Origin of the sequence: Nitrobacter sp. NHB1, from assembly GCF_036964665.1 — a bacterium.
GTDB lineage: Bacteria > Pseudomonadota > Alphaproteobacteria > Rhizobiales > Xanthobacteraceae > Nitrobacter.
In genome coordinates this window covers 380757-406878 of record NZ_JBAMDA010000001.1, presented here as the reverse complement: position 1 = coordinate 406878, position 26122 = coordinate 380757, and the positions used below count along the sequence as shown (strand labels likewise).

At 63.0% G+C, this 26122-nt stretch carries 21 protein-coding genes; 6 read left to right on the top strand and 15 right to left on the bottom strand.

Annotated elements, in window-relative coordinates:
- Positions 1–40 precede the first annotated feature (40 nt).
- Together V4R08_RS01905 and V4R08_RS01900 are read right to left on the bottom strand one after the other, a co-directional pair.
- Complete coding sequence (locus V4R08_RS01905) at positions 41–361, bottom strand: 2Fe-2S iron-sulfur cluster-binding protein (RefSeq protein WP_335577784.1); 321 nt, start codon at positions 359–361, stop codon at positions 41–43.
- A 129-nt stretch (positions 362–490) separates the two neighbouring features.
- Positions 491–868, bottom strand: a complete 378-nt coding sequence (locus V4R08_RS01900) for an Hpt domain-containing protein (RefSeq protein ID WP_335577783.1) — start codon at positions 866–868, stop codon at positions 491–493.
- Positions 869–1246: 378 nt separating this feature from the next.
- Here V4R08_RS01900 and V4R08_RS01895 point away from each other — a divergent pair, with 378 nt between their 5' ends.
- Complete coding sequence (locus V4R08_RS01895; RefSeq protein ID WP_335577782.1) at positions 1247–6535, top strand: apolipoprotein A-IV repeat region-like domain-containing protein; 5289 nt, start codon at positions 1247–1249, stop codon at positions 6533–6535.
- 95 nt (positions 6536–6630) lie between these two features.
- Here V4R08_RS01895 and V4R08_RS01890 read toward each other — a convergent pair whose 3' ends face one another.
- The 4 genes from V4R08_RS01890 to V4R08_RS01875 all read right to left on the bottom strand — a co-directional run bounded on the left by V4R08_RS01890 (position 6631) and on the right by V4R08_RS01875 (position 9659).
- Positions 6631–7512, bottom strand: a complete 882-nt coding sequence (locus V4R08_RS01890; RefSeq protein ID WP_335577781.1) for an MlaD family protein — start codon at positions 7510–7512, stop codon at positions 6631–6633.
- Positions 7513–7531: 19 nt separating this feature from the next.
- On the bottom strand, positions 7532–8302 hold the full coding sequence (locus V4R08_RS01885) for an ABC transporter ATP-binding protein (RefSeq protein ID WP_335577780.1): 771 nt from the start codon (positions 8300–8302) through the stop codon (positions 7532–7534).
- Between the two features lie 2 nt (positions 8303–8304).
- Positions 8305–9438, bottom strand: a complete 1134-nt coding sequence (locus V4R08_RS01880) for an MlaE family ABC transporter permease (RefSeq protein ID WP_335577779.1) — start codon at positions 9436–9438, stop codon at positions 8305–8307.
- A 71-nt stretch (positions 9439–9509) separates the two neighbouring features.
- Entirely contained in the window at positions 9510–9659 is a 150-nt protein-coding gene (locus tag V4R08_RS01875) for a hypothetical protein (RefSeq protein WP_335580309.1), read from the bottom strand.
- Between V4R08_RS01875 and dgcA the strand changes: the two genes are divergently transcribed.
- Together dgcA and V4R08_RS01865 are read left to right on the top strand one after the other, a co-directional pair.
- Positions 9598–10557, top strand: a complete 960-nt coding sequence (gene dgcA, locus V4R08_RS01870) for an N-acetyl-D-Glu racemase DgcA (RefSeq protein WP_335580148.1) — start codon at positions 9598–9600, stop codon at positions 10555–10557. The two genes, V4R08_RS01875 and dgcA, sit on opposite strands and share 62 nt — an antisense overlap.
- A gap of 105 nt (positions 10558–10662) precedes the next feature.
- Positions 10663–11757, top strand: a complete 1095-nt coding sequence (locus tag V4R08_RS01865; RefSeq protein ID WP_335577778.1) for a hypothetical protein — start codon at positions 10663–10665, stop codon at positions 11755–11757.
- Positions 11758–11838: 81 nt separating this feature from the next.
- Here V4R08_RS01865 and V4R08_RS01860 read toward each other — a convergent pair whose 3' ends face one another.
- The 3 genes from V4R08_RS01860 to thiD form a co-directional block, all read right to left on the bottom strand.
- Positions 11839–12948, bottom strand: coding sequence for a glycosyltransferase family 4 protein (locus V4R08_RS01860; protein WP_335577777.1), 1110 nt, complete (start codon positions 12946–12948; stop codon positions 11839–11841).
- Positions 12949–13746, bottom strand: a complete 798-nt coding sequence (locus V4R08_RS01855; protein ID WP_335577776.1) for a UDP-2,3-diacylglucosamine diphosphatase — start codon at positions 13744–13746, stop codon at positions 12949–12951.
- 79 nt (positions 13747–13825) lie between these two features.
- Positions 13826–14632: a bifunctional hydroxymethylpyrimidine kinase/phosphomethylpyrimidine kinase gene (thiD, locus tag V4R08_RS01850; RefSeq protein WP_335577775.1), complete on the bottom strand. Its 807-nt coding sequence runs from the start codon at positions 14630–14632 to the stop codon at positions 13826–13828.
- A gap of 347 nt (positions 14633–14979) precedes the next feature.
- On the opposite strand from thiD, the gene V4R08_RS01845 reads away from it, so the two are divergent.
- Together V4R08_RS01845 and V4R08_RS01840 are read left to right on the top strand one after the other, a co-directional pair.
- Positions 14980–15225, top strand: coding sequence for an Lrp/AsnC ligand binding domain-containing protein (locus V4R08_RS01845; protein ID WP_335577774.1), 246 nt, complete (start codon positions 14980–14982; stop codon positions 15223–15225).
- 77 nt (positions 15226–15302) lie between these two features.
- The gene (locus V4R08_RS01840; RefSeq protein WP_335577773.1) at positions 15303–15728 is read left to right on the top strand and encodes a CHRD domain-containing protein; all 426 of its coding nucleotides are present in this window, start codon (positions 15303–15305) and stop codon (positions 15726–15728) included.
- Positions 15729–15811: 83 nt separating this feature from the next.
- On the opposite strand, the gene V4R08_RS01835 is transcribed toward V4R08_RS01840, so the two are convergent.
- The 6 genes from V4R08_RS01835 to V4R08_RS01810 form a co-directional block, all read right to left on the bottom strand.
- Entirely contained in the window at positions 15812–18115 is a 2304-nt protein-coding gene (locus V4R08_RS01835; protein WP_335577772.1) for a xanthine dehydrogenase family protein molybdopterin-binding subunit, read from the bottom strand.
- 63 nt (positions 18116–18178) lie between these two features.
- Entirely contained in the window at positions 18179–19705 is a 1527-nt protein-coding gene (murJ, locus tag V4R08_RS01830; protein WP_335577771.1) for a murein biosynthesis integral membrane protein MurJ, read from the bottom strand.
- A 43-nt stretch (positions 19706–19748) separates the two neighbouring features.
- Positions 19749–20897, bottom strand: coding sequence for a DegT/DnrJ/EryC1/StrS family aminotransferase (locus tag V4R08_RS01825; RefSeq protein WP_335577770.1), 1149 nt, complete (start codon positions 20895–20897; stop codon positions 19749–19751).
- Positions 20898–20913: 16 nt separating this feature from the next.
- Entirely contained in the window at positions 20914–21939 is a 1026-nt protein-coding gene (locus tag V4R08_RS01820; RefSeq protein ID WP_335577769.1) for a Gfo/Idh/MocA family oxidoreductase, read from the bottom strand.
- 241 nt (positions 21940–22180) lie between these two features.
- The gene (locus V4R08_RS01815) at positions 22181–23593 is read right to left on the bottom strand and encodes a mannose-1-phosphate guanylyltransferase/mannose-6-phosphate isomerase (protein WP_335577768.1); all 1413 of its coding nucleotides are present in this window, start codon (positions 23591–23593) and stop codon (positions 22181–22183) included.
- Positions 23594–23896: 303 nt separating this feature from the next.
- The gene (locus V4R08_RS01810; RefSeq protein ID WP_335577767.1) at positions 23897–24916 is read right to left on the bottom strand and encodes an NAD-dependent epimerase; all 1020 of its coding nucleotides are present in this window, start codon (positions 24914–24916) and stop codon (positions 23897–23899) included.
- Positions 24917–25145: 229 nt separating this feature from the next.
- On the opposite strand from V4R08_RS01810, the gene V4R08_RS01805 reads away from it, so the two are divergent.
- On the top strand, positions 25146–26105 hold the full coding sequence (locus V4R08_RS01805) for a lysylphosphatidylglycerol synthase transmembrane domain-containing protein (RefSeq protein WP_335577766.1): 960 nt from the start codon (positions 25146–25148) through the stop codon (positions 26103–26105).
- Positions 26106–26122 lie beyond the last annotated feature (17 nt).

Sequence of the window (26122 nt, the reverse complement as noted above, 5' to 3'; positions counted from 1 at the left end):
GCATGATAGCGCGTCACGCGGTTTGGAACGATGCGAGGTGTTAAGCCTGCCGTTCCGGCGTCGAGACCACGAGGCCGTCGAGTTCGTCGCTCACCTTGATCTGGCACGACAGCCGCGAATTCGGCCGCACGTCGAAGCCGAAGTCGAGCATGTCCTCCTCCATCGGCGTCGGCTTGCCGACCTTGTCGCTCCAGGCTTCGTCGACATAGACGTGACAGGTGGCGCAGGCGCAGGCACCGCCGCATTCGGCCTCGATGCCCGGAACGGCGTTGCGGATCGCCGCTTCCATGACGGTCGCGCCGTTCTCGACGTCAACAGTGCGGGTTTCGCCAGAATGGTCGACAAAGTTGATCTTGGTCATGGGTGCAGTGCTGCCGAACAGATAATTGATAATCAGGAAGGTTCGGCTGTCCTATAACGAAACGATCCGGCCAGCGCCAGCGGCCGGCGCAAAAAGGCGCGCTCACCTTGCGGGATCGCCGACGGCAGGTCAGGAGCGGCGCAGGATCGCGTCGATCGCCTGGCAGGCCTGGGTAATGGCGAGGTCCAGCGCGGCCCGCGGCTCCGCCGGATCGGCGCCGTTGCGGAGCGCGGTCTCCAGGTCGGCGGCGGCGGCCGCAACGTGAACCGCGCCGATCGCCCGCGCCGAGCCCTTCAGCTTGTGCGCCAGGGTCGCGGCATCAGGCGGGAGTTGCGCCAGCGCGGCGGTGAGCTCGGCCGCCTGGCCCGCGAACATCGCCAAAACCTCGCGCTCGAGGCTACTATCGCCGAGCGTCATGCGGCAGAGATGGTCGAAATCGATCGGGCCATCGTCCGGAATCAGTGGCGGCGACGGCATCCAGGTGACCTGCTCAAGGGAATATGGCATTGCTGCGATCCGAAGTCCGCTTCCGGGGTGAGGCTGCCGAGCGGAATCCCGCCGAGCCAATCACGGAACTGGTTAACAGAACGTTTCGCGTACGGACCCCGGGTTCCGTCGCCTTTCCGGCCGAATCGGACCGACTGTTCAATAATTACGAACAGCTCGAAGCGGTTAGCGCCGCTGGCCGTTAACGATGATTAAGATTGTATTAATCACGACCGTTTCATTCGAGACGCCAAGCCAATAAGATGTTGGGGGAAGTGACCGACAAGACGGGCGGAGGCGGTGGCCGCGCCCGGAACCGGCTTGGGGCTCGGGTCGGCGACCGGACTTGCAGCGGTGACGCGGACTTGCGGGTTGCGTAACACGAGGGCGTGGACTGACATGGCGAACAATCCCAAGAAGGTTAAAGACCCGACAGAGGTCGCTCTTTCCGCCATCCAGGAGGCGCTGAAGGTCGGCGAGGCGTCTGCGGGAGATCCAGACCAAACTTCGGCTCGTTACGACATCGCCCCGCCGATCCCGCCCGCTGCGAACCACGGCGAGGACGGATTTGACGACCGCTCCACCGCAGACCGGCCGACCTTCGATGCCGTTGAAGGACCGCGCTTTACGCGGCGCCCTGCCAACGACGATCGAGAAACGATCGGTCAAATCCTTCAGGCCATCCAGAACGGCCGCCCCGCCCGCAATATCTATACGCTCGCCTCGCTTTTCGCCGGCATCTGGATTCTCGGCGCCGGCCTTCTGACGATCAGCTTTCTGCCCTCGCTGCAAGCCGCGATGGGTCAGGGCAGCGGCGGCACGCTCGCGCTCGCCGGCCTGATCGCCCTGTTTTTCGCTCCCGTGCTGCTGTTCTACTTTTTGGCCAGCCTGGCGTGGCGCGGCCAGGAACTGCGCATGATCGCCCAGTCGATGGCCCAGGTGGCGATCCGGTTCTCCGAGCCGGAGGGCCTGGCCAGTGATTCGGTGGTGACCGTCGGACAGGCGATCCGCCGCGAAGTCGCCGCGATGGGCGACGGCGTCGAGCGGGCTATCGCTCGCGCCGGCGAACTGGAAACCCTGGTCGCCAACGAGGTCGCCGCGCTGGAACGTGCCTATTCCGACAACGAGGTGCGTATCCGCGCATTGCTTCAGGATATCGCGATTCAACGCGACAACCTCGTCGGCCAGGCCGAGCAGGTCCGCAGCGCCATCTCGGGTGTCCAGATCGACCTGCGGCACGACATCGCACTAATCAGCGATGCCATCGCCTCGCGCGTCGACGAAGTCGCAAAAGGCATCACCGGTGCGCTGGAAGAGCGCGGCGAGCACATCACGACGGCACTCAGCAATGCCGGCGACACCATGATCCTCGCGCTCGGCGAACGGGGCGGCGACTTGCTCGACCGGCTTGAGGAAGCCAGCGCCGAGACCACGCGCGCCGTGCTCGATGCCAGCGAGCGGCTGAACAGCAGCCTCAATTTCAAGACCGGTCACGTCCACGACGAATTCGTCGAGTTGGCCGACCGCGTCCATGACATGCTGAACGAGCGGATCGAGCGGATTACGGGCGAATTCGAGCAGAAGTCGGCGTCCATCGTCGACGGCATTTCCGACCGCACCGAACAGGTCCATGACTCTCTGAAAAATTCCAGCGACTCCCTGCTGGTGGAACTCGAGCTTCGAGGCGGCGACCTGGCCAACAAGATCGACGAGGCCGGTAACCGGCTGGCAACCCGGATTCTTTCGTGCGGAGACAAGGCCAGCGAAGCGCTGGACGTCACGGTCAATACGCTGGTGGCCAACGTTGTCACTCGAACCGAAACCGCGCACGATACGCTCAGCCTCCAGATGAGTGCGTTCGATCAACTGGTGAAGGACCAGGGCGCCGAACTCGCGGAAAAGTTCGCACGCGATAGCGGCACGCTTGGCACGCTCATTACCCGCCACATCTCGGAGTTCGACCGCACGGTAAAGACTTTCGGTGGCGAGATCGTCGATCGCCTCGGCCAGCGCACCGAAGATATCGCCGAGACCATGAAAACCTATGTCGATACCTTCGATACGCGGCTGACGTCCAACGGCGGCGAGATCAGCGCCGCCTTGGATCAGCGTCTGGCGCGGTTCGAAACCTCGCTCCAGTCGAGCGTCACCAATCTCGACGCTTCGTTTGACGCCAAAATCAAGTCGTTCGACGAGTCCGTCGACGGCCGCCTGAGAATACTCGAGCAAACCTTCGATTCACGCGCAAGGTCGGTCGCGGAAACCATCGACAGCCAGCTTGGCACGCTCACATCGTCGCTGTCCGATGGCGCCGCTCATGCGATCGGCTCGATCGAGAGCCGCCTCACTCACCTCGCAACGTCGCTGAGCGATGGCGCAACGCAGGCCGTCGCGGCGATCGACGGGCGCATCTCGGGGATGACCGAAACCATCGACGGTCGCAGCGCTTACCTCGCGGATACGATCACGGCGCGATTCCAGGAAATCCATCAAGGCCTAGACGAGCGCGTCGGCCTTGTCGCAACCGCGATCGAAACGCGTGTCGCCCAGTTCGAGGATCTGCTGGGATCGCGGATCGAAGCCGTAGCCGGCCGCTTCGAAACAAGCGGACGGCAGGCCAGCGACACACTGTTGGCCCGCGCCGAAGAGCTGTCGCTCGGCATCAAGTCTCATGTCGAGGATGCGGAGCGTTCGCTGATCAATCTGGTGGTCAATACCAGCGAAACCATTCAAACCGGCGCGCGTACCGCCCAGCAGTCCTTGCTTTCGGTTTCGACCGAAGTGGGCGCCCAATTGCAATTGACGTCGACGGAGGTCGAGCGCGCATTGACCACCGCCGGCACCGCTGCCGCCAACTCCATCCTCAACAGCGCCCGCGATGCGCAGACAACGCTGGTCAACTCATCCGCCGAGACGGCGAGCCAGGTCAAATCCCTGTCAACGGATATCGAGCTGACGCTGTCCGCCGCCGGCACCAACACGGCGGAATCAGTTCTCGCCGGTGCGCGCGCGGCGCAGACCACGCTGGTCGCGGCCTCATCGGATGCCGCGACGCATGTCAAATCGCTCGCGAGCGACATCGAGCGGACTCTCACGACCGTCGGGTCCGACGTCGAACGCATGCTGTCCGCAGTCGGCACGTCGACCGCGGACGCCGTCCTGTCGAGCGCGAGGACGGCCCAGACTACGCTCGTCAACGCCTCGGCCGATACCGCAAGTCAGGTCAAATCGCTTGCAAGCGACATCGAGCGGACATTGACGACGGCGGGCGCCGACACCGCCGCCGCTATTCTCGGCAGCGCACGCGAGGCCCAGAGCACGCTCACCACCGCCTCGGCCGATGCCGCAGATCACGTCAAATCACTTGCAAGCGCCATCGAGCAGACACTAACGGCGGCGAGCGCCGGCACCGCCACCGCCATACTCGGCAGCGCTCGCGAAGCCCAGAACACGCTCACCACTGCCTCGACCGATGCCACAAGTCAGGTCAAATCGTTTGCAAGCGACGTCGAGCGGACATTGATCGCGGTTGGCGCCGACACCGCCGCCGCCATTCTCGGAAGCGCGCGCGAGGCCCAGAGCACTCTCACCGCCGCCTCCGCTGATTCTGCCAGCCAGATCAAGGCGATCTCTTCGGACATCGAACGCTCTCTGCACGCGGCGGCGGCGAATACCACGGAGATCATTCAGGCAAGCGCGCAGAGTGCGCAGACCTCCCTCGTCTCCGCGTCGAACGAAGTCAGCACCAAGGTCAAGTCGGCGTCGACCGACGCCGAGCGCTTGATCTTTGCCGCCAGCGGCAGCTTCGGCACCGTGATCACCGGTAAAACGGACGAAATCGTCAATTACGTCCAGCAGCAGACCGATCGTCTCACCCAGATGATCGACAGCAAGCGCGGATCTCTGGTCGAGGCTCTCGGCGGCAAGGCCGATCAGCTCAGCTCCGATATCGATCGCGTTACCGCCGACGCCCTGAAGTCGATCGAGGTCAGAGGCCAGGCATTCTCGCAGTCGATCGTTTCGAATGGCTCCAACGTCGTCCGCACCATCACCAACGCGGGCGAACTGGCGACCGGCGCGATCAGCAAGTCATTGAAGGATCTCGAGCAATCGTCGCGCTCCGCCATCGAGCAGTCGCGGCAGGCGTCTATCTCCGCCGTCACCGAGATGCAGGAAACCAGCAAGATCCTCCGCACGGATACGGTCGCGCTGTTCGAGCGGCTGCGCGAGGGCAATATCCTTCTCCAGGAGGTCCTCACCGGCGCGCACGAAAATCTCAATTCGCTGGAGCGCGCGCTCGTCACACGCGTCGCCGACTTCGTATCGACCATGAAGGATGTCACGTCGCAAAACGGCCTCGCGACGCAGACGCTCGAGGATCAATTGATGGTGTTCAACACCAAGGCGTCCAAGGCGCTTGATGATCTGGACGCACTGTCCGGCCAGTTTGAGGCTCATGGAAACACTTTGGCCGAGGCAGCAGCGCGGGTCGAACAAAGCAACCAAAGCGCCACATCGTCGGTCGAGGAACGCAAGTCCATGCTTGACTCGCTCGTGACGACGATTGATTTGCGGACGACCGACTTCGATCAGCGACTGACACGGTTTACGGTCCTGCTCGATGAATCGCTTGCGGCCGCCGAAGAGCGCGCACGCGATATCGCGCGGGTGGTGGCCGAGACCGCCGGCGCCGGATCGGCTGCGATCAGCCGTCAGTTCGAGGCCGTTCGCGCCACGACCGAGGAAGAACGCCGCCTGACATCGGAATCCATGAGCGAAATTTGCCAGCGGGCGACTGAAGAAGCCGGCTCGATGCTCAAGCAGTCCGCCGACAAGTTTGCGGCCCTGGTTCAGGGCATGAAGCAGATGTCTGCAGAAATGCATACGGAGCTGGAGGCGACGCGCAATGAGCTTCGTCGCGGCGTATTTGAAATGCCGCAGGAGGCGGCCGAGAGTACCGCCCAGATGCGCAAGGTGATCGTCGATCAGATCGAAGCGCTTGCCGAACTCAACCGGATCGTCGCACGCCATGGTCACGGGTTCGACGTCGTCAGCAGCGGGCGGGCCGGCGCGCAGCGCGAGGAAGAGCCGATGATGGCCGCCGCCGGTGGCCGCGGCGCGACGACGACACGCTCCGCGTCGCGTACGCGTGATAGCGGCAGTGCGTCGAACCTGCCGCAGCCGGATCTCGGCATTCCGTCATCCCGCCGCACGGAGGCTCCGCCGGTCAACCCGGCAAGTGCGGACGATGGAGGCGACGGCTGGCTCTCGGATTTACTGAACCGTGCCGATACCAACGGCAACGACCACATCCCGCGCGGACGACCGGCACCACAGGCTGCGACCGCAAATCCGCTGGACTCGCTGTCGCTCGATATCAGCCGTCTGATGGACCGCAACCTCGCCGGCGAGATGTGGGACCGCTATCAGCGCGGCGAACGCAAGGCTTTCAGCAAGCGTCTCTATACGCCCGCCGGCCAGAAGGCCTTTGACGAGGTCGCCCGCAAATACCGGGCCGACCGCGCTTTCAAGCAGACGGCAGATCGCTACATCGCCGAATTCGAGCGGCTGCTGGACGAAGTCGCGCGCGATGAGCAGCAGGAGCCCTCAGTGATCCGTGACCATCTGATGTCGGAGACCGGGCTGGTCTATACCCTGCTCGCGCATGCGGCGGGCCGGCTCGGATAAGCGCTCGCCTCAATCGGCTGCGAAAAACGGAGGCGCAAGCCTCCGTTTTTGTTAGCCAGAGTCTGATTTAACAAAGATCGCACGACGCAGCGCTCTTACCGCCTCCTCGGAGGGCGCACCGGTGTCGCCGGAGCCGGCGCACTGCTGCCGAGGCTTGGGCCAAACAGCAGACGGGTGGGATTACGGTCCAGATTATTGACCGCCCGGCTGATGTCGCCAAGAGTGCGGCGTCCGTCAACCATCAACGCGCCTGAGCGTTTATTGAAATCATCGGCGAACTCGCGGACCGACTTCACCGTCTTAAGCAATTCACCGCCGTCCTTGCCACCAGCGATGGCGTTGAGACCGAGCACTAGTTCATCCGTCTTGGTCATGACACCGTCAGCCTTGCTCATGACCGCGTTGAACTTTTGCATCAGGTCGTCGATTTTCCCGGCGTTGTGCGCGAGCGAAGCAGTGAACGTCTCGACGTTCTGCAACGTGTTCTTCACGGCGGTCTCGTTCTCGGCGACGACGCGATTGACGTTTTGTAATGTCGCGCGGATCGACTCGGTCACGTCCTGCAAGCCGGCCGGATCGGCGGTAAGAATCGGAACGCCGTCCCCATCGAGAGGCACGGGCGGCGCCGCAACCTCGCCGCCCTTCAGCGCAATCGCAGCAACGCCGGTCAGTCCCTGGAATTCGAGCCCGACCCGGGTGTCCTTCCGGATCGGAGCAGCGTTTTCGACCATCGTCAGCGCAACAACGCGGCGTGGATCGTCAAGCTTGACCGACACCACCTCGCCGACGCGAATGCCGTTGAAATTCACGCTGCCGCCGTTGCGCAGGCCCGAAGCCGAGCCCTCGAACACGATACGAAGCGGGCTGCGCGCCTTCGCAGTATGGAGGCCCTGGAACCAGAGAACGAAACCGAAGGCAGCGGCGATCACCGCAAGCGTGAACGATCCGATCAGGACGAAGTTCGCCCGCGTTTCCATCAAATCTCTCCGGTATCGCTCAACCCACGACGGCGCGGGCACGCTTGCCGTGGAAATAGGCTCTCAGCCAGGGATGCTGCGAGGCCAGCATGTCGGCCATCGACCCTGCCGCAATGATCTTACCGTTCCCTAAAACGGCGATACGGTCGCAAGCCGTATGAAGGCTGTCCAGATCGTGGGTTACCATGAAAACCGTCAACCCCAAAGTACGCTGCAGCGTCCGCACCAGGTCGTCGAAGTCCCCCGCCCCGATCGGATCGAGGCCCGATGTCGGCTCGTCGAGGAAGACCAGTTCCGGATCGAGCGCCAGCGCCCGCGCCAGCGCCACCCGCTTGATCATTCCGCCCGACAGTTCGGATGGATAGCGGTCCGCGACCTCCGGCAGCAATCCGACCATGCCGAGCTTGGCGATGGTGATCTCGTCGAGCAGCCGCTGCGAAACGTTGAGATATTCCCGCACCGGAAACTGGATGTTCTGACGGACGTTCAGCGACGAAAACAGCGCGCCTTGCTGAAACAGCACTCCCCAGCGGCGTTCGACCGCGCGCCGCGCCGTCGTATCCGCGGTCTGGAGATCGACGCCGAAAACCTCGATGCTGCCGTCGATCTTCGGCACGAGCCCGATGATCGTGCGCGTCAGCACGGACTTACCCGCACCCGATGGACCGACGAAGCCGAGAATCTCGCCACGCTTCACGTCCAGGCTCAAACCGTTCAGGACTTTCGTCGCGCCGAACCGAACGGAGATGTCGCGAACGCGGATAATGGGATCGGATACGCTGCCGGTCATTCCTACATGCCTATCGATGCGAAGAAGATCGCAAACACGCCGTCCATCACGATGACGAAGAAGATGCCTTTTACGACCGACGACGTGGTACGTTGTCCGAGCGATTCCGCGCTGCCCTGCACGGCAAGCCCCTCAACACACGCAACGATCCCGATTACGGCCGCCATTACCGGCGCCTTGACCATGCCGACGACGAAGTGATCGATCGAGATCGCGTCGCGCAACCGGATGAGAAACGCTTCGGGCTGAATGCCGCCGTAAAGCCATGCCACCAGACCGCCCCCGTAGAGCGCGGCGATTGCGCCGAGAAACGCCAGGATCGGCAGCGCGATCACCAGCGCGAGCATCCGCGGCAGGACCAGCACCTCGATCGGATCGAACCCCATGGTGCGCAGCGCATCGATTTCCTCGCGCATTTTCATGGAGCCGAGTTCGGCTGTGTAGGCGCTCCCGGAGCGACCGGCCACCATGATCGCAACCAGCAGCACGCCGATTTCCCGCAGCACCAGGACGCCGAGCATGTCGACGACGAAAATATCCGCGCCGAATTTCCGGAAATGAAAGATGCCCTGCTGCGCTATGATGCAGCCGATCAGGAAGGTGATGAGAACGACGATCGGAACCGCGCGCCAGCAAACCTGCTCGAGATGATGGACGGTCGAGGTCAGGCGAAACGACCGCGGATGGCGCATGACCCGGCCGCTGGCGGCCAGTACCGCGCCCAGCATCCCGATCACGCCCGCCAGGGTCGTGCCGAATCCGACAACGTTACGCCCGACATCCTCAAGCAGACCTGTCAGCGCCCTTTGACGCGCCGCCGGCGGATCGGCGGCCGGGACGCGGCGAACCTCATTGACCAGGCTTGAATAGTTCAGGGAAAGCCCTGCGATCTTCGCCTCGACACCGCCGTGGGTCAGACTGCGGCGCAGGCGTTCGATCAACCATGCACCGAAAGTGTCGAGTCTCGAGATTTGCGACACATCGATGAAGATATTGGGCCGGCTGCCGGTCAGTTTTTCCGCATCCGCCACGATCCGTTCGAGCGCCGGCGCGAAGCGCGCCGTCCAGGGGCCGGCCGCACAGAGCGACAGCCCGTCGCCTTGCGCAATCTGCTCCAGTGTGGGATCGTCGGACAACATCAGCTCCGTGCCGAATTTCTGCAATCACGAGGCGGAACCTTAACACGACGCCACCGGCTCGTGGGGTGTTATCCTTCCCGATCGTGGGCTGCTGTGCATTCGGACTTGTCCAGTTTGAAAACGTTGTCGAACGACGCAACCACGCTGCGGTGCCGCATCGAGCGCTGGCCAATCGCGGGCAGTTTCACGATCAGCCGCGGCGCAAAAACCGAAGCCATCGTGGTCGTCGCCGAGATCAGCCAGGGCGGCCGCACCGGACGCGGAGAATGCGTTCCGTATGCCCGTTACGGAGAAACTCCCGAGGGCGTTCTCGCAAGCCTCCTCGCGATGCAGGCCCCCCTCGCGGCGGGCCTGGATCGCCAATCCCTCGCGTCCGTCATGCCGGCCGGCGCGACGCGCAATGCTCTGGACTGCGCGCTGTGCGATCTCGAAGCTAAACGCAGCGGCCGGCGGATTTGGACGTTGCTGGATCGCCCTGCACCCGCCCCTCGTTCCACGGCCTACACGATCTCGCTGGGGTCGCCGGAAGCGATGGCGGCGGCAACCGCCAAAGCCGCACATCGCCCCCTCCTCAAGATCAAACTCGGCGGTGACGGCGATGGCGAACGCATCGCCGCCGTCCGCAAGCAAGCCCCGGAATCGGAACTGATCGTCGACGCCAACGAGGCATGGACGCCCCACGACCTGGAGCGGAACCTCGCGGCATGCGAGGCCGCCGGCGTCACGCTTGTCGAGCAACCCCTTCCCGCGGGCAACGACGAGGCGCTGGCACGAATTCGCAGACCCATTGCCGTCTGCGCGGATGAAAGCGTCCATGACCGCGCCTCGCTCGACGGCCTTCGCGAACGCTACGACGCCATCAACATCAAGCTCGACAAGACCGGCGGCCTGACCGAAGCGCTGGCCATGGCGGATGCGGCGCAAGCGCTGGGCTTCGAAATCATGGTTGGATGCATGGTCGCCACCTCGCTGTCGATGGCGCCAGCCATGCTGATCGCGCGGCAGGCCCGTTTCGTCGATCTCGACGGTCCGCTGTTGCTGGCCGAGGATCGCGACGGCGGTCTCCGCTATGACGGCAGCACGGTCTATCCGCCGGACGCCGCACTCTGGGGCTGATCCGCGGGGGATTTCTGATTCGGATGGCGTCAATTCAATTGCGATTCACGGCGTATCATGGTGATCGTTACGGTAACACTCAATGATTTGCGCGACGAGTTTGCCATGGCCGATGAAGCTTTTGCCCTGTCGCCGATTTCCGCCCGCGCTGCGCCGCCCAGCGAGGCGGACTTCGACGCCATTCGCGAAGCCTTCATGGAGACATCGCGAGGCCGGTGGTTTCTTACCGAGTACGCCAAGCGCAACCGCAATGCCGACACCGCCATGGTGCTCGATGCCGTTGCGCGCATCGAGCAGACCATCGCGGCCCAACAGCCGGCGGCACCTGACGACGCATTGCCCAAGGCACTCGCGGCGATCAGGAGCAGCCTCGCCGAAGCGAGAGCCGCCGCAGCCGCGGCATTCGACAAACGGACCATGGACGACGCGCTCGCCCCGATCGAGAAGGGCGTACGCATCATTCGCGAAATCTCGTGGAGGTGGCGCGAGATCGGCGGCGACAGCCGGATTTGCGATCTTCTCGATTCACAGTCCGGCGCGATCGAAAAGGCTCATGCGCAGCTTGCCGCCAGAGACGATGCCACGGCGCTGCAAGTGGCGTTCGGGTTGATCGAGACGACACTCGACGAACTATCGGAATCACCTACCACGACGGCTTCCCCGCCCCGGACAGAAACCGCGTTCTCGCCTCCGGCAACCGGCGACGAAGCCATCGCCTCGCCTGAGGAAACCGCGCCTCCCGAGCAGACAGTCGTCGACGCCGTTGTCGTTGAATCAGAAACGGCGGCAGCGACCGCATCCGAAGCGCAGGTCGATGCTGCCGACGAAGCAACGGTGACAAGTCAAGACGAACACGCACCGGCCGGTGCGGTGGACGAACAGGACATGGCGCACGACGACGCCGTGCTCGATATGATCGCTCTCGAAATGGGTGCGCCGGATTTCGACGAACCCGAAACGGACCATCCCGGTATTGGCGAGCCGGTGTTTGCTGAACCGCAGTCGGCTATCGAGCCAATCGCGGACAGCGACGATGCCCGCATTGATCGGGAGCACGAATCGATACCTGAAATTGCCGCGCCTTCGCTCGGCGAATCACTGCTGGCGAACGGCCTTGTCCCGCGCACCGCAACCCGCTCCGATCCGCTGGCTCCGATCCGGCGCATGACTCAAGCTGAAAAGATCGCGTTCTTTTCCTGATCCCGCCTTGCATCGCGGACCTGCGCAGATCAGGCGATGAAACGCGGACCGGCAATGGGCGTATCTGCCTGCCGACCTAGTCTAGGGCCTTTCCGCTTCTGATGGAATCAGAAGCGGGGCTCTATGATTTTGATTTGAAGCGTTTTCTTCACGCGAACCGGTATCTGCTTCGCTCGAAAACGCTCTCGCCTCAGCCGCACAAGCCTCGACGATATTGGTGACGAAAGCGCGGGCCGATTTCTCCCATGTCAGGCTTGCGGCAAACTCAAGGCAGGCTGCGGGCGCGATTTTCAGCGCCGCCAAGCACGCCGACCGCAAATCTTCATTCAGAATGCCGACCGGAGCATCACCTATGACGTCGCGGGGACCGGTCACCGGGAAGGCTGCGACCGGGACGCCACTTGCGAGAGCCTCGAGAAGAACCAGGCCGAAGGTATCTGTCCGGCTCGGAAATACAAAGACGTCGGCAGTGGCATAGGTTTCAGCGAGTTGTTCGCCCGTGCGCGCACCGAGAAAGACCGCATCCGGATAGGTCTGCTCGAGAGTCGTGCGCGCCGGTCCATCGCCGACGACAACCTTGGTCCCGGGAAGATCGAGAGCGAGAAAGGCATCGAGGTTCTTCTCGACTGCGACGCGCCCGACCGACAGGAAGATCGGGCGCGGCAGGCCGAGGTCAATCGCGCGCGGATGAAAAAATCCGACGTCGACTCCGCGCGGCCATAACACCACATTGCGAAAACCGCGCTGGCGCAATTCGCTCGCAAGCGCCGGGGTTGCCGCCATAACGGCCCTGCTGGCACCGTGAAACCGACGCAGCGCATTCCATATCCAGGAATCTGGAATCGGCGCCCGCGCTGAAACGTAGTCCGGGAAGCGGGTATGGAAGCTGGTCGTGAACGGCCGCCGGTGCTTACGGCAATGGCGGCGCACCGAAAGACCGATTGGTCCCTCGGTCGCGATGTGAATGCTGTCGGGATTGGCCTCCGCGATCAGCGCAGCGATCCTGCCAGGCGCCGGCAGTGCGACGCGCAGCCCGGAGTAGCCCGGCAGCGCAACGGTCCGGAACGACTGCGGGGTGAGAAAACGGATGTCGGCGCCGAGCGGCTTCGCCGCGGCGGCCGTCATCGCCAGCGTCCGCACCACGCCGTTGATCTGCGGATGCCAGGCGTCGGTTGCGATCAGGATGCGCATTTACGCCGCACGCGCGCTCATCGGCATAACCGGCGACGATAGCCGCAGCGGATCGGTCCATGTGATGATCTCAAATCGGCCATCCTCGTGCTCAGCCAGTGCGGTGCAACTCTCGACCCAGTCGCCGCAGTTCATGTAGCGAATGCCGTGCTCGTCGCGGATCGTGGCGTGGTGAATGTGGCCGCAGATCACGCCGTCGGCGCCGTGACGACGCGCTTCGCCGGCCAGCGTCTGCTCGAACGCACCGATGTAATTCACCGCGTTCTTGACCTTGAACTTCGCCCATTTCGACAGCGACCAGTACGGGAATCCGAACGAGCGGCGGAACGCGTTGACGAGGCGATTGATCCGGATCGCGAAGTCATAGGCCTTGTCGCCGAGATGGGCCAGCCAGCGCGCGTTCTGGACCACCAGATCGAAGATATCGCCATGGATGACGAGATAGCGCCGTCCGTCGGCACCCTCGTGGATCGTGTTCTCGACGACCTCGACGCCGCCGAGATGCGTTCCGTAGTAGGACCGCAGGAATTCGTCATGATTGCCGGGCACGTAGATGACTGTCGCGCCCTTGCGCACCCTGCGCAGCATCTTCTGGACGAAGTCGTTATGCGATTGCGGCCAGTACCAGTTCGACCGCAGCGCCCAGCCATCAACGATATCGCCGACGAGATAGATCGTCTCGGCGTCATGATACTTGAGAAAATCCAGCAGTTGGTCGGCCTGAGAGCCGGCGGCGCCCAGATGGACGTCGGAGATGAACAGAGCCCGGAAACGGCGATCCGGATTGCCGTCATTCATCGCGTCACTCCCCATGGCAGCGTAGCTACCATGCTGTCATGACAAGGCGATGACAGGCACCATCCGGATGACGACGTCGTCAGTCGTGATCCAGCCTGTGAAAATGATGGATCGGTCCATGGCCGTGACCGACGCCGAGCCGGTCCGCCGCCGCGATCGCCGCGGTGACGTAAGCCTTCGCGCCGCGCACGGCGGTTTCCATGTCGTCGCCCCTGGCGAGGAAGGCTGCGACGGCCGAGGACAGCGAACAGCCGGTGCCGTGGGTATTTTTCGTGGCGACGCGCGGAGCGGCAAGCGCCAGTACGCCGTCGCGGGTGACAAGATAGTCGATGCTCTCGACGCCATGCCCGTGCCCGCCCTTGATCAAGACCGCTGCGCAGCCCAGCGCCAGCAATCGCCGGCCCTGCCGCGCGATGTCGCTTTCGCTCTCGGCGACGCCTTCGTCGAGCAGCACTGCCGCCTCCGGCAGGTTTGGCGTCATCAGTTGCGCGCGCGGAATGAGTTTCCTCCGTAATGCCTCCACCGCATCGGGCGCCAGCAGCCGATCCCCCGAGGTCGCGACCATCACCGGATCGAGCACCACATGCGCGGGCGACCAGCGCAATATGCCGGCGCAGATGGCATCGATCACCGCCACCTCCGCGACCATGCCGATCTTGACGGCTCCGACATCGAGATCGGCAAACACCGCATCGATCTGCGCGGTCACGAAATCGGCCGGCACCTGATGGATTCCCGTCACGCCTTGCGTGTTCTGCGCCGTCAGCGCCGTGATGACGGACGCGCCGTAGACTCCAAGCGCCGCAAATGTCTTGAGGTCGGCCTGGATTCCCGCCCCACCGCTGGAGTCGGATCCGGCGATGGTCAATGCAATGGGGACTGTCATCCGTCTTCTCGCGCGAGGGCCGACGCCCGTCGGATCACGTCAACTTAATCATCCTAGTGGTCCGGTTCTAACATTCGCATCCCGTTTCAGCAGGTGCTTTTGCGAATGTTAGAACCACGGGACCACTAGCAACTATAGGTTTCTAGTGGAGATTGGATTTGACATTCGCGTCCAGCGCTCGCGGTCAGGTGGGCAGCGAATGTCAAATCCACTCCACTAGCGCGACAGGCATAGGCAGCGGGCTGCCGCCGGAAGCGTCGACAGGTCACCGGTTATTTCGGCGCAACTCGGTATCTACCCGGCCCGAAAGCGCTATATTGGAGCCTGACACCTGCCGGAGATACGCGATGGTTCCTTTCTTCGTTCAGTTCAAGTGCAAACTCGGCCAATCCTATGCCGTCGCCAACGCTCTCGCGGAAGCCGAGATCGCCTCCGAGATCTATTCGACCGCCGGCGACTACGACCTGCTGGCGAAATTCTACGTCGAGAACGACACCGATATCGGACACTTCGTCAACGAGAAGGTGCAGGTCATTCCCGGCATTCAGGATACCCACACCATCATCACTTTCAAGGCATTCGGAACGAAGTAGCTGCTGCCGGTATCGGGAACAAACTGCGGAAAGCCTCGTTTGAATTTGCCAACCCTGAACACGATGAGGAGAAAATGATGAAAACCACCAAGATTTTTCTCGCCGCCCTCACCCTCGCTGCTGCCGTCGCGGTCGCGGGTCAAGCGTCCGCTGAAAAGCTGAAAGCAACCCTGAACGGCGCATCCGAAGTGCCCGCCAATACCAGCAAGGGCACCGGGACGGTCGCGGCGAATTACGACCCCGCGTCCAAAAAATTGACCTGGAAGCTGACCTATTCGGGTCTGACCGGTCCGGCAACGGCCGCCCATTTCCATGGCCCGGCAGCCGTCGGCCAGAATGCGGGCGTAGAAGTTCCAATCCCCCATGCGACGTCGAGCCCGGCCGAAGGCAGCGCCACGTTGACCGGTGCGCAAGCCGCCGAACTCCTGGCCGGCAAGTTCTATGTCAACGTCCATACCGCAGCCCATCCGGGCGGCGAAATCCGCGGTCAGGTCACGAAGTAGGCTCCGACCCAAATCGCGCGCACAACACGTTCGGTAAAAGGGGCGACCCCGATGTTCGCCCCTTTTGTTTGTTCGCCGGACAGTCACAGGCGATGCTGGCGCTGGCGCTCGCGGATCGCCATCCAGACCCGCTCGGGCGTGGCCGGCATGTCGATGTGGTCGATCCCGTACTCGCGCCACAGGGCGTCGATGATGGCATTGACCACCGCCGGGCAGGAGCCGATGGCGCCCGCTTCGCCCGCTCCCTTCACCCCGAGAGGATTGGTGACGCAGGGGACGTTGTGGGTCTCGAAGGTAATCGAGGTGCCGTCGGCCGCGCGCGGCAGCGCGTAATCCATCAACGTTCCGGTGATGAGCTGTCCGTCGCTGGCATCGTAGACCGCCTGCTCCATCAACGCCTGGCCGATGCCCTGCATGGTGCCGCCATGGATCTGCCCAGCCAGCAGAAGCGGATTCAACGTCATGCCGAAATCGTCGACGACGACATAGTTCACCAACTCGGTCTTTCCGGTCGCCGGATCGATCTCGACTTCCACGACATGGGTGCCGTTCGGATAGGTGCCGTCGGCGCTGCTGAAGCTTTCGTTGGCCGTCAGCTTTGAGGGATCGGCGGCGCGCTTTGCGAGATCGACGAAGGAGATGGAACGGTCGGTGCCGGCGATCCGAACCGAGCCGTGGCTGATCTCGAGGTCGGCCGCACTGGTTTCGAGCGCCTCGGACGCGATTTCGCGGAGCTGGTCGCCGAGCTTGCGGGTCGCCCGCTCGACGCTGACGCCGCCAGAGGGAATCGAACTCGATCCGCCGGTGCCGAGACCGGAGACGACCACGTCTGTGTCGCCCTGGATCATATGAACCCGCTCAGGCGGAATCCCGAATTGATCGGCGACGATCTGGGCATAGGCCGTGGCATGGCCCTGCCCGCTCGACTGGGTGCCGATCAGCACCGTGACGTCGCCGTTAGGATCGAGCCGCACGTCGGCCCGTTCCCGGCCCATGGTGCCGCAAACCTCGACATAGCTGGCAAGCCCGATGCCACGAACAAGCCCGCGCTTTTTTGCGGCCTTGGCGCGCTTCGGAAATTCCTTCCAGTTCGCGATCGCCATGGCGCGCTTCAGGTGCGCCGCGAAATCGCCGGTGTCATAGATCTTGCCGGTCGCGGTCTTGTACGGCATCGCCTTCGGCGAAATGAAATTCCTGCGCCGGATCGCGTCCGGCGTCATGCCGAGCTTGCGCGCTGCGGCGTCGACCAAACGCTCCACCACATAAGCCGCCTCGGGGCGGCCCGCGCCGCGATAGGCGTCGACCGGCACGGTGTTGGTGAACACGGCGCGGACACCGCAATGAAACGCCTGGATATCGTAAAGGCCCGGCAGCATCCCGGCCCCGCCATACGGAATATAGGGACCGAAGGTCGAGAGATAGGCGCCCATGTCCCCCATCAGATCGACATCCATGCCGAGGAACCTGCCGTCTTCCGCCAGCGCCATGCGCGCGGTCGTGACGTTGTCGCGTCCCTGTGAATCTCCGATGAAATGGTCCGACCTCTCGGCCGTCCATTTTATGGTCCTGCGAAGTTTTTTCGAGGCGACCGCGATCAGCGCATATTCGCGATAAGGAAACAGCTTGGTGCCGAATCCGCCGCCGACGTCGGGGCAGATCACGCGCAGCTTCTCCATCGGCATCTTCAGCACGGACCGGCAGAGAATTTCGCGTAAGCGATGGCTGCCCTGGCTTCCGACCGTCAGCGTCAGACGATCGTGCTTCGCGTCATATTCGCAGACGGCGGCGCGCGTCTCCATGTAGTTGGTGACGATGCGCGGATTGACGATCGAAATCTCGGTCACGGCATGCGCCTTAGCGAAGGCGGCAGCGGCCGCCGTCTTGTCGCCGATCGAAACGTCGAACAGCACGTTGCCTGCGTGGTCGGGCCAGACCTGAGGCGCGCCCGTCTTCACGGCATTGGCAACACCGACGACCGAGGCAAGTGGCGTCCACTCGATCGCGATGGCCTCGATCGCGTCGCGCGCGTGCTCGACCGTGTCGGCGACCACGAAAGCAACGGCATCGCCGACATGCCGCACCTCGTCGCGGACGAGGATCGGATACGGCGGCGCGGTGAAGGGCTGGTCGGGAAGATTGAATTGGCACGGCAGGCCGCCGAGATCGGCGACGTCGGCTCCGGTGAGGATCAGGGCGACGCCCGGCAGGCCACAAGCGCGGGACACATCGATCTTGAACGACGCATGGGCGTGGGGCGAGCGCAGCATCAGCGCATGCAGCGAATCCGACGGTGCGTGATCGTCGGTATAGCGGCCCTTGCCACGAATGAGCGCATCGTCTTCCTTGCGCCTGACGCTCTGGCCGATGCCGAATTTTACGGGCGCCATGGTATCTCCAGCAACATTCCCGAATGACCGTGATATTGCAGCGGAACCGCGCCTAGGGCAATGCTAGGCTCGCACCAGCGCCCTCAGCCGGCGCGGGCCGAACAGCAGTAAAATCGTGCCGGCATAGATGACCGCACCGACGATCATCAGCACCCCAAGAGCCGCTTCGTCGCGCATCGTGCTCCAGTGCGAGAACTGCGCCGAGGCGATGCGCGCGGCGAACCACAGCGCCGCCGCGAGCACCACGCCCGCGATCAGGAATTTGCCGAGCGAGACCAGCAACGGACGACCGACCTCGAAATATCCCGCCCGCACCGCAAATCCGATCACGAGCAGCAGATTGATCCAGGCCCCTACCGCCGTGGCAAGCGCGAGGCCGATCTGCGCGAGCGAGCCAACCAGTGCGATTTTCAGCGCGACGTTGACCGCGACTCCGGTCAACGCGGCCTTCACCGGCGTCGCGGTATTCTTCCGCGCGTAGAATGCCGCGACCGCGCTGCGGATCAGGACAAAGGGAATGAGGCCCACCGCGTAGGCGGCAAGCGTCGCGCCGGCTGCTGCCGCGTCCGCTTTCGAAAAAGCGCCGCGTGCGAACATCGCCCGCATGATCACATCAGGGACAGTCAGGAACGCGGCCACGAACGGCACCGAAAACAGCAACGTGAAATCGAACGCCCGGCGCTGCGATGCCATCGCGCCCTCGTGATCGCCGACGGTGATCCGCCGCGACATCTCGGGCAACAGTACGGTGCCGATGGCGATGCCGATCACGCCGATCGGCAGTTGATTGAGCCGGTCGGCGTAATACAGCGCCGACAACGCGCCGGCGGCGAGGAAGGTGGCGATGATGGTGTCGGCGAACATCGCGATCTGCGTGCCCATCGAGCCAATGGTCGCGGGGCCGAGGGCACGAAAGAAGCCGCGCACGTCGGCATCGAGCGTGGGTCGCGTCAGGCGCGGGAGCAGACCCTGCCGCGCGGCGTCGGTCGTCAACAGAAAATATTGCAGGAAGCCTGAGATCAGCACGCCCCACGCCGCGGCATAACCGGCATTGGGGAAGAATGCCGCAAGCGCCAGCGTCACGATCATCGACAGGTTGAGGAAGATCGGCGCCGCCGCCGCGCTGGCGAAGCGGTGCATGACGTTGAGCATCCCGCCGTACAGCGTCACCAGCGTGATCAGCAGCAGATAGGGAAACGTGATCCGCGTCAGCGAAATGGCGAGTTCGCCGCGCACCGGGTCATCGACGAATCCGGGTGCCAGCAGTGCAATGACTTGCGGCATGAACAGCCATGCCACCGCCAGCAGAATCACCTGCGACAGCAACAGCAGCGTGAAAATGCGGTTGGCGAACAGCTTCGCGGAAGCCGGGCCGCCGCCAGCGACATGCGCGTAAGCCGGCACGAACGCCGCGTTAAAGGCTCCCTCGGCGAAGATCGCCCGGAAATGATTCGGCAGCCGCAGCGCTACGAAGAAGGCATCTGCGACCGGTCCGGCGCCGAGGATCGCCGCAAGCATGATGTCGCGCGCAAACCCCGTCAGTCGCGATAGCAGCGTATATCCGCCGACGGTGAAAATGCGTCCAAGCATCCGGTGTTTCTACAGGATCGCCTCCCGGTGCAAAACGCCGAAATCAGTTCGGAAGCGCGGCGCGCACAGCCTTGATGATCCGGTCCTGAGTCGATTCATCCAGATAGGCATGCATCGGCAGGCTGATGACCTCGGTCGACAGCTTTTCGCTGACCGGAAGGCCGGCGGCCGCGACCGGGAAATTCCGGTACGCGGTCTGTTGATGCAGCGACCTCGGATAATAGATCGCGGTGGGAATACCCTGCGTCTTCAGCGTCGATGCCAGCGCATCGCGGCCCCCGTTCGGCAGCCGGATGGTGTACTGCGCCCATACCGACGTGCAATCCGGCGCCACGCGGGGCACGATCGCAACATGCCCAAGGCCTTCATTGTAACGCCTGGCGGCCGCGTCCCGTGCCGCAATTTCATCAGGAAATATCTTGAGCTTTTCGATCAGGATGGCCGCCTGCACGGTATCGATGCGCCCTGTGAGACCCAGCCGCACGTTGTCGTACTTGTCCGAACCTTGCCCGTGCACGCGGACGCTGCGCAATGTGTCCGCCAGCTCAGTATCGTCGGTGAAGATCGCTCCGCCGTCGCCATAGCAGCCGAGCGGCTTGGCGGGGAAGAAGCTGGTCGCGGTCGCAAGGCCGAACGTACCCAGCGGCCGCCCTTTGTAGGTCGCGCCAAAACCCTGTGCGGCGTCATCCAGAACGAACATGCCCTCGGACGCGGCCACAGCCGTAATCGCATCGTGATCGGCGGGCTGGCCGAACAGGTCGACGGGGATGATGGCTTTGGGCTTGAGGCCCCGCTTTTTCGCGACCGCAATGCCGCTCTTGAGCGAAGCGATATCGATATTGAACGTCGTCTCATCGACATCGACAAATACTGGCGTGGCTCCGAGCAGCGCCACGACCTCGCCGGTCGCGCAGAACGTGAATGTCGGGCAGATCACCGCATCGCCAGGACCGACATTTTTCGCCAGCAGCACCATCAACAGCGCATCCGTGCCGCTGGCGCAGGCCACCACATGCTTCGCGCCGCTGAAAACCGCGAGATCGGCCTCCAGACCGGCCACCTCCGGCCCGTTGATGAACCGGCAATGCGTCAGCACCCGCGCAATCGCGTCGTCGATACGCTTGCCGAGACGACGGCGCTGTTCGACGACGTCGATGAATGGAATCGCCCGTGCAGGCATATGCTGCTGCATTCAGTCCTCTAAACAATCAGCCGGCGATGAGGCGCGCGGCTGGCCGCATCGGCGGCGCGACGGAAGACGGGGCTTCGAGGCACTTGATCGCGATCTCGAGGCTGGCGACGCCTTCGCCGCCGCTCACCGCCGGAGCTTTGCCCGAACGCACCGCATCGACAAATGCGATCAGTTCGGCGCGCAGGGGCTCATCATGGCCTACCGGAAGGTGGCGCATGGAGTAACTGCCGTCCGGTTGGAAACCGAAGCATTCGGCCACCTGACGGGTCAGCAGATCTCCCATCACGTATTTGCCACGAGTTGCGACCGTGACGTTGCGGGCCTTGAACGGCGTCAACCAGTTCGTATTGATGTGCGCGAGCACGCCTGACGCGGTCCGGAACTGAAGCAGCGCGATATCTTCCCGCTCGGCGACGGCGCTGGAGAGCTGGGGCTGCACGTCGACGATTTCGGATCCGGTAAACCAGCGAATCAGGTCGATGTCATGCACGGCAAGGTCGATCACAACGCCGACGTTCGACATGCGCGGCGGGAATGGACCGACCCGCGTAATCGCGATCGAGAGAATGTCCTCACCCCTAATCGCCTGCTTGATGGCGGCGACCGCAGGGTTGAAGCGCTCGACATGGCCGACCATCAAGGTCAGCCCGGCACGCTGGGCCGCGGTGACGATCCTGAGGCCCTCCTCGACCGTCGGGGCAATCGGCTTCTCGACCAGAACGTGAACGCCGCGCGCAATGCAGGCCAGCGCGAGTTCACAATGAAGGTGTGTCGGTGCGGCAATGGTGACAGCGTCGACACCGGCCGCGAGCAGTTCGTCGAATGTCCCGAAGGTTCGGCACCCGGTCATCTCAGCCGCGCGGGCCCGATGCGCGGGCAAGGGATCAACGATGCCGATGAGCCTGACGCCGGCAAGACCGGCGAGCACGCGACCGTGATTGCTGCCCATGACGCCGGCCCCGATCACGCCGACACGCAGCAAGCGTTCAGACCCTGCAGTCTTCACCGCAGATGGCTTCAATGCAGATGGCTTTGAACTCATCAGGTACCCCAAAATCGACCGGCCTAGGCACCCCCGAACCCGACCGTGCGCTCTCCCTAGCACGCCCTCACAACAGTGGCGATTAGAGGAATAACAATCCCAACACGTTTTGATTCAAAGAATTACACGACACTTAGACTTATAGGACGATTGACGACTTGTAGGACGATTGACGGCGTGCCTGGAACAGGGCTTGGACCATGTTTCCACAGATTAACTGATTCGGCTCCCGCGCAGCAGCTCAGCTTCGCCGATAATCATCCTCGATCCGGATGATGTCGTCATCGCCAAGATAGCTGCCGGTCTGCACTTCGATCAGTTCCAGCAGAATCTTGCCGGGGTTTTCCAGCCGGTGGGTGGCTCCGATCGGAATATAGATCGATTCGTTCTCGTGCACGGTCTTGACGAGGTCATCGACCGTTACCTTCGCAGTACCCCGGACCACGACCCAGTGCTCCGAGCGATGATGGTGTTTTTGCAGCGACAACCGCTCGCCGGCCTTCACCGTGATGTGCTTGACCTGATGTCGCTCGCCCCTGTCGATCGACTGATAGGCGCCCCAGGGCCGATGGACCCGGAGATGCTCTTCCGTGACCTGCGGCGCCAGCGCCTTCAACTTTGTGACCAGGCGTTTCAGCCCGTTGGCGTCCTTCTGGCGCGAGACCAGCACGGCATCCTGCGTCGCCACCACCACGAGATCGTCGACGCCTTCCAGCGCGACCAGCGCCTTGTCGGTCGAAACATTGCAGTTGCGGGAGTCCTCGAACACTGCGGTCCCTTGCGCCGCATTGCCCTGACTGTCCTTGTCCGACAACTCCCATACCGCGTGCCACGATCCGACGTCCGACCAGCCGCAATCGACCGGGACCACGGCGGCATGTGCGGTCTTTTCCATCACCGCGTAATCGATCGAAATCGCTTGCGCCTTCGAAAAGGCGTCCGGGTCGAGCGTGACAAAACCGAGATCCCGGCCGGCCCGGGCCACCGCATCGGTCACCGCCCGAACGCTCTCGGGATCGACGTTATGGTATTCATCGAGCAGCGTCGCCGCACGGAACATGAAGTTGCCGCTGTTCCAGAGATACCCCGCCTCGACATAGCCCGAGGCGGTTTGCGGATCTGGCTTCTCGACGAACGTCGCTACCGCGTGCACTTCGCCCGCAATCGCCGCACCCAGGCTGATATAGCCGTATTCGGTTGCCGCTCGCTCCGGCCTGACGCCGAAGGTCACGATGCGGCCGGCATTCGCGGCAGCTAATCCCTGACGGCAGGCGGAGACGAACCCATCCGTGTCGCCCACCACGTGATCCGCCGCAAGCGCGAGCACGACGGCCGCGTTGTCACGCATCTGCGCGAAGGCGGCTCCCGCGGCGATCGCCGGTCCGGAGTCGCGCCGTACCGGCTCCAGCAGGATGTCCGCCTCAAGCCCGATCTCCGCGAGCTGTTCAAGCACCATGAAACGGTAGGCGGCGTTGGTGATCACGATCGGCCGCTCGAACAGCGCGGGATCGGAAACCCGCCTCAGCGTATCCTGAAACGTCGAACGCGGCCCGAACAACGGCAGAAACTGCTTCGGGCGGTCCTCCCGCGAGGCCGGCCACAGCCGGGTTCCAGCGCCGCCACACATGACGAGCGGAATGATACGCTCACTCACAAGACAATCTCCATATGCTGATTTGTCCATTAGAGCATTTTCCGGCTAAAGTGGAATCCGGCTCACGTCAAGAAAATGCTCTCATCAATAACTTGCGTGTATTCTGATCGCAAAACCGGTATCCACTTTTGCAGAATACGCGCTAGCGTGTCGATTCCGACATTCGCATATCCTTGCAGCCACCTTGATGCGAACCCGGATCATAGGGACACTCAAAACCTTATGATCCTGACGTGATTGGACCGAGACGCTCGCTTGACGGGACGGGATCGGGTCATGAGGCAAATCCTAGAGCCGGACCCACTAGCCGACCCGATGATAACGACAATACCACGCTGCAAAACGATGGATACCGTCTTCCAGCGATGTCGCGGGACGGAAACCCACGTCGCGGATGAGATCATCGATATCGGCGAACGTGGTCTGGACGTCGCCGGGCTGCATCGGCAGCACTTCCTTCTGCGTGGTCCGCCCGAGTTCCTTCTCCAGAAGGGCGACGACGCTCATCAACTCTACCGGCTTGTTGTTGCCGATATTGTAAATTCGCCAGGGAGCCGGACTGGTCCCGGGATCCGGCGCATCGCCCGACCAGTTCGCTTCGCCACGAGGAACATGATCGATCAGGCGTATAACGGCTTCAACAACGTCATCGATGTAGGTAAAATCCCGCTGCATGTCGCCGTGATTGAACAGCCTGATCGGCTGCCCCCTGACGATCGCGTCGGCGAACTTGTAGAGCGCCATGTCGGGCCGGTACCACGGGCCGTAGACCGTGAAGAAGCGCAGTCCCGTTATCGGAATGCGGTAGAGGTGACTGTAAGCATGCGCCATCAGTTCGTTGGATTTCTTCGTCGCCGCATACAGGCTGATCGGGTGGTCGACGTTGTCGCGGACGGAAAACGGAAGTTTTGTGTTTGCACCGTAAACAGAGGACGACGAAGCAAACAGCAAGTGAGGGCACTCGGTGTGCCGACATCCTTCGAGGACATTCGCAAAAGCGGTAAGATTGGAATCGACGTAGGCGTCCGGATTTTGCAATGAATAGCGCACGCCCGCCTGGGCTGCGAGATGGAGCACGACCGAACGGCGGTTTTCAGCAAACAGCGCGGCCGTCGCCGCGCGATCGGCAAGATCGGCCTTGACGAAACGGAATCGCGAATCTTTGCGCAGGATTTCGAGCCGGCCGTCCTTGAGCGAGGGATCATAATAACTGTTGAGACTGTCGATGCCGACAACCCGGCGTCCCTCCTTCAGGAGCCGGCCGGCGACGTGAAATCCGATGAAGCCCGCCGCGCCTGTGACCAGTATCGGGTAATCCGACATTTCACTCCTCAGGTTGTGCAGGCCGTGACATACGGGAACCCGGCCTCTTTAACCCTTGGCATCGAAGACACCTGACATCGGGAAGACACCTGGCATCGGAGGGGATCGCAATACCCTGCCGAGCGACTATTGCCAGCCGCCGCCCAAAACCATACCAAGGTAACCGGGTCCACCGTTCGTCGTCCCGAAGATCACGACGGGCAATTTAACCTCGGCACACGCAAGCGCAATGCGCCAGATCCTGCTTTCAACGGCAAAAATACTGGTCTCGGCTGCGTTGCTCTACCTTGCGCTCCGCAAGATCGATGTCTCCGACCTCGTCTCGCGCCTCGGTTTCACCAGCGCCGGCTGGCTCGCGCTCGCCGTCGCCGTGACCTTGTTGCAGGTGTTTGCCAGCGCCCTGCGCTGGCGAGAAATCAGCGCCGACTGCGGTGCGCCCCTCTCGGCCGCGCGGGCGGTGCGCTACTGCATGATCGGCTCGTTCTTCAACCAGACCCTGCCTTCGTCCATCGGCGGCGACGCCATGCGGCTCTGGCTGGTCGGACGCGGCCCGGCCGGTTGGCGGGCAGCGGCCTATTCGATCTTCGTCGACCGCGCGATCGGCCTGATTGCGCTCGCCGTGCTGATCGTCACGAGTCTGCCATGGAGTTACCGGCTGATCGGCGACCCCCAGGGCCGGCTTGCGCTGCTGTTCGTCGATTTTGCGGCGCTGGCCGCCGCCGGAGGATTCCTGCTTCTCGGCAGATTGCATTGGCCCTGGCTCAGCAATATCCGGGCCGTGAACCATCTTCGCGCCTGTTCGGTCATCACGAACCATGCCATCTTCAATCGTGAACGCGGGCGGAAGATTGCGTTTCTGTCGCTGCTCATCCATACCCTCGCCGTCGTGGTCGCGTGGTGCGTCGTGAGGGCGATCGCCGCGCCGGTCCTTTTCAGCGAGATATTTCTGCTTGTTCCGCCGGTCATGCTGATTACGATGCTGCCGATCTCGATAGCCGGCTGGGGCGTGCGCGAGGCCTCCATGGCCCTGGCCTTCGGATACGCCGGACTAGCGACCAGCGAAGGCATCAATGTCTCGCTGTTGTACGGCGCGGTGTTTTTTGCCGTCGGCGCGCTCGGCGGACTTGTCTGGATCCTCAGCGTCGAGAGGGCCGAGAAAGGACCGGCCTCGATCGAACTCACGGAATAGCGGCGCGGCTTGTTCGC

Excerpts from the sequence above, each read along its gene's own strand:
- V4R08_RS01905 (WP_335577784.1), bottom strand. The coding sequence starts at position 361 with ATGACCAAGATCAACTTTGTCGACCATTCTGGCGAAACCCGCACTGTT.
- V4R08_RS01900 (WP_335577783.1), bottom strand. The coding sequence starts at position 868 with ATGCCATATTCCCTTGAGCAGGTCACCTGGATGCCGTCGCCGCCACTG.
- V4R08_RS01895 (WP_335577782.1), top strand. The coding sequence starts at position 1,247 with ATGGCGAACAATCCCAAGAAGGTTAAAGACCCGACAGAGGTCGCTCTT.
- V4R08_RS01890 (WP_335577781.1), bottom strand. The coding sequence starts at position 7,512 with ATGGAAACGCGGGCGAACTTCGTCCTGATCGGATCGTTCACGCTTGCG.
- V4R08_RS01885 (WP_335577780.1), bottom strand. The coding sequence starts at position 8,302 with ATGACCGGCAGCGTATCCGATCCCATTATCCGCGTTCGCGACATCTCC.
- V4R08_RS01875 (WP_335580309.1), bottom strand. The coding sequence starts at position 9,659 with ATGGCTTCGGTTTTTGCGCCGCGGCTGATCGTGAAACTGCCCGCGATT.
- V4R08_RS01865 (WP_335577778.1), top strand. The coding sequence starts at position 10,663 with ATGGCCGATGAAGCTTTTGCCCTGTCGCCGATTTCCGCCCGCGCTGCG.
- V4R08_RS01860 (WP_335577777.1), bottom strand. The coding sequence starts at position 12,948 with ATGCGCATCCTGATCGCAACCGACGCCTGGCATCCGCAGATCAACGGC.
- V4R08_RS01855 (WP_335577776.1), bottom strand. The coding sequence starts at position 13,746 with ATGAATGACGGCAATCCGGATCGCCGTTTCCGGGCTCTGTTCATCTCC.
- thiD (WP_335577775.1), bottom strand. The coding sequence starts at position 14,632 with ATGACAGTCCCCATTGCATTGACCATCGCCGGATCCGACTCCAGCGGT.
- V4R08_RS01845 (WP_335577774.1), top strand. The coding sequence starts at position 14,980 with ATGGTTCCTTTCTTCGTTCAGTTCAAGTGCAAACTCGGCCAATCCTAT.
- V4R08_RS01840 (WP_335577773.1), top strand. The coding sequence starts at position 15,303 with ATGAAAACCACCAAGATTTTTCTCGCCGCCCTCACCCTCGCTGCTGCC.
- V4R08_RS01835 (WP_335577772.1), bottom strand. The coding sequence starts at position 18,115 with ATGGCGCCCGTAAAATTCGGCATCGGCCAGAGCGTCAGGCGCAAGGAA.
- murJ (WP_335577771.1), bottom strand. The coding sequence starts at position 19,705 with ATGCTTGGACGCATTTTCACCGTCGGCGGATATACGCTGCTATCGCGA.
- V4R08_RS01825 (WP_335577770.1), bottom strand. The coding sequence starts at position 20,897 with ATGCAGCAGCATATGCCTGCACGGGCGATTCCATTCATCGACGTCGTC.
- V4R08_RS01820 (WP_335577769.1), bottom strand. The coding sequence starts at position 21,939 with ATGAGTTCAAAGCCATCTGCATTGAAGCCATCTGCGGTGAAGACTGCA.
- V4R08_RS01810 (WP_335577767.1), bottom strand. The coding sequence starts at position 24,916 with ATGTCGGATTACCCGATACTGGTCACAGGCGCGGCGGGCTTCATCGGA.
- V4R08_RS01805 (WP_335577766.1), top strand. The coding sequence starts at position 25,146 with ATGCGCCAGATCCTGCTTTCAACGGCAAAAATACTGGTCTCGGCTGCG.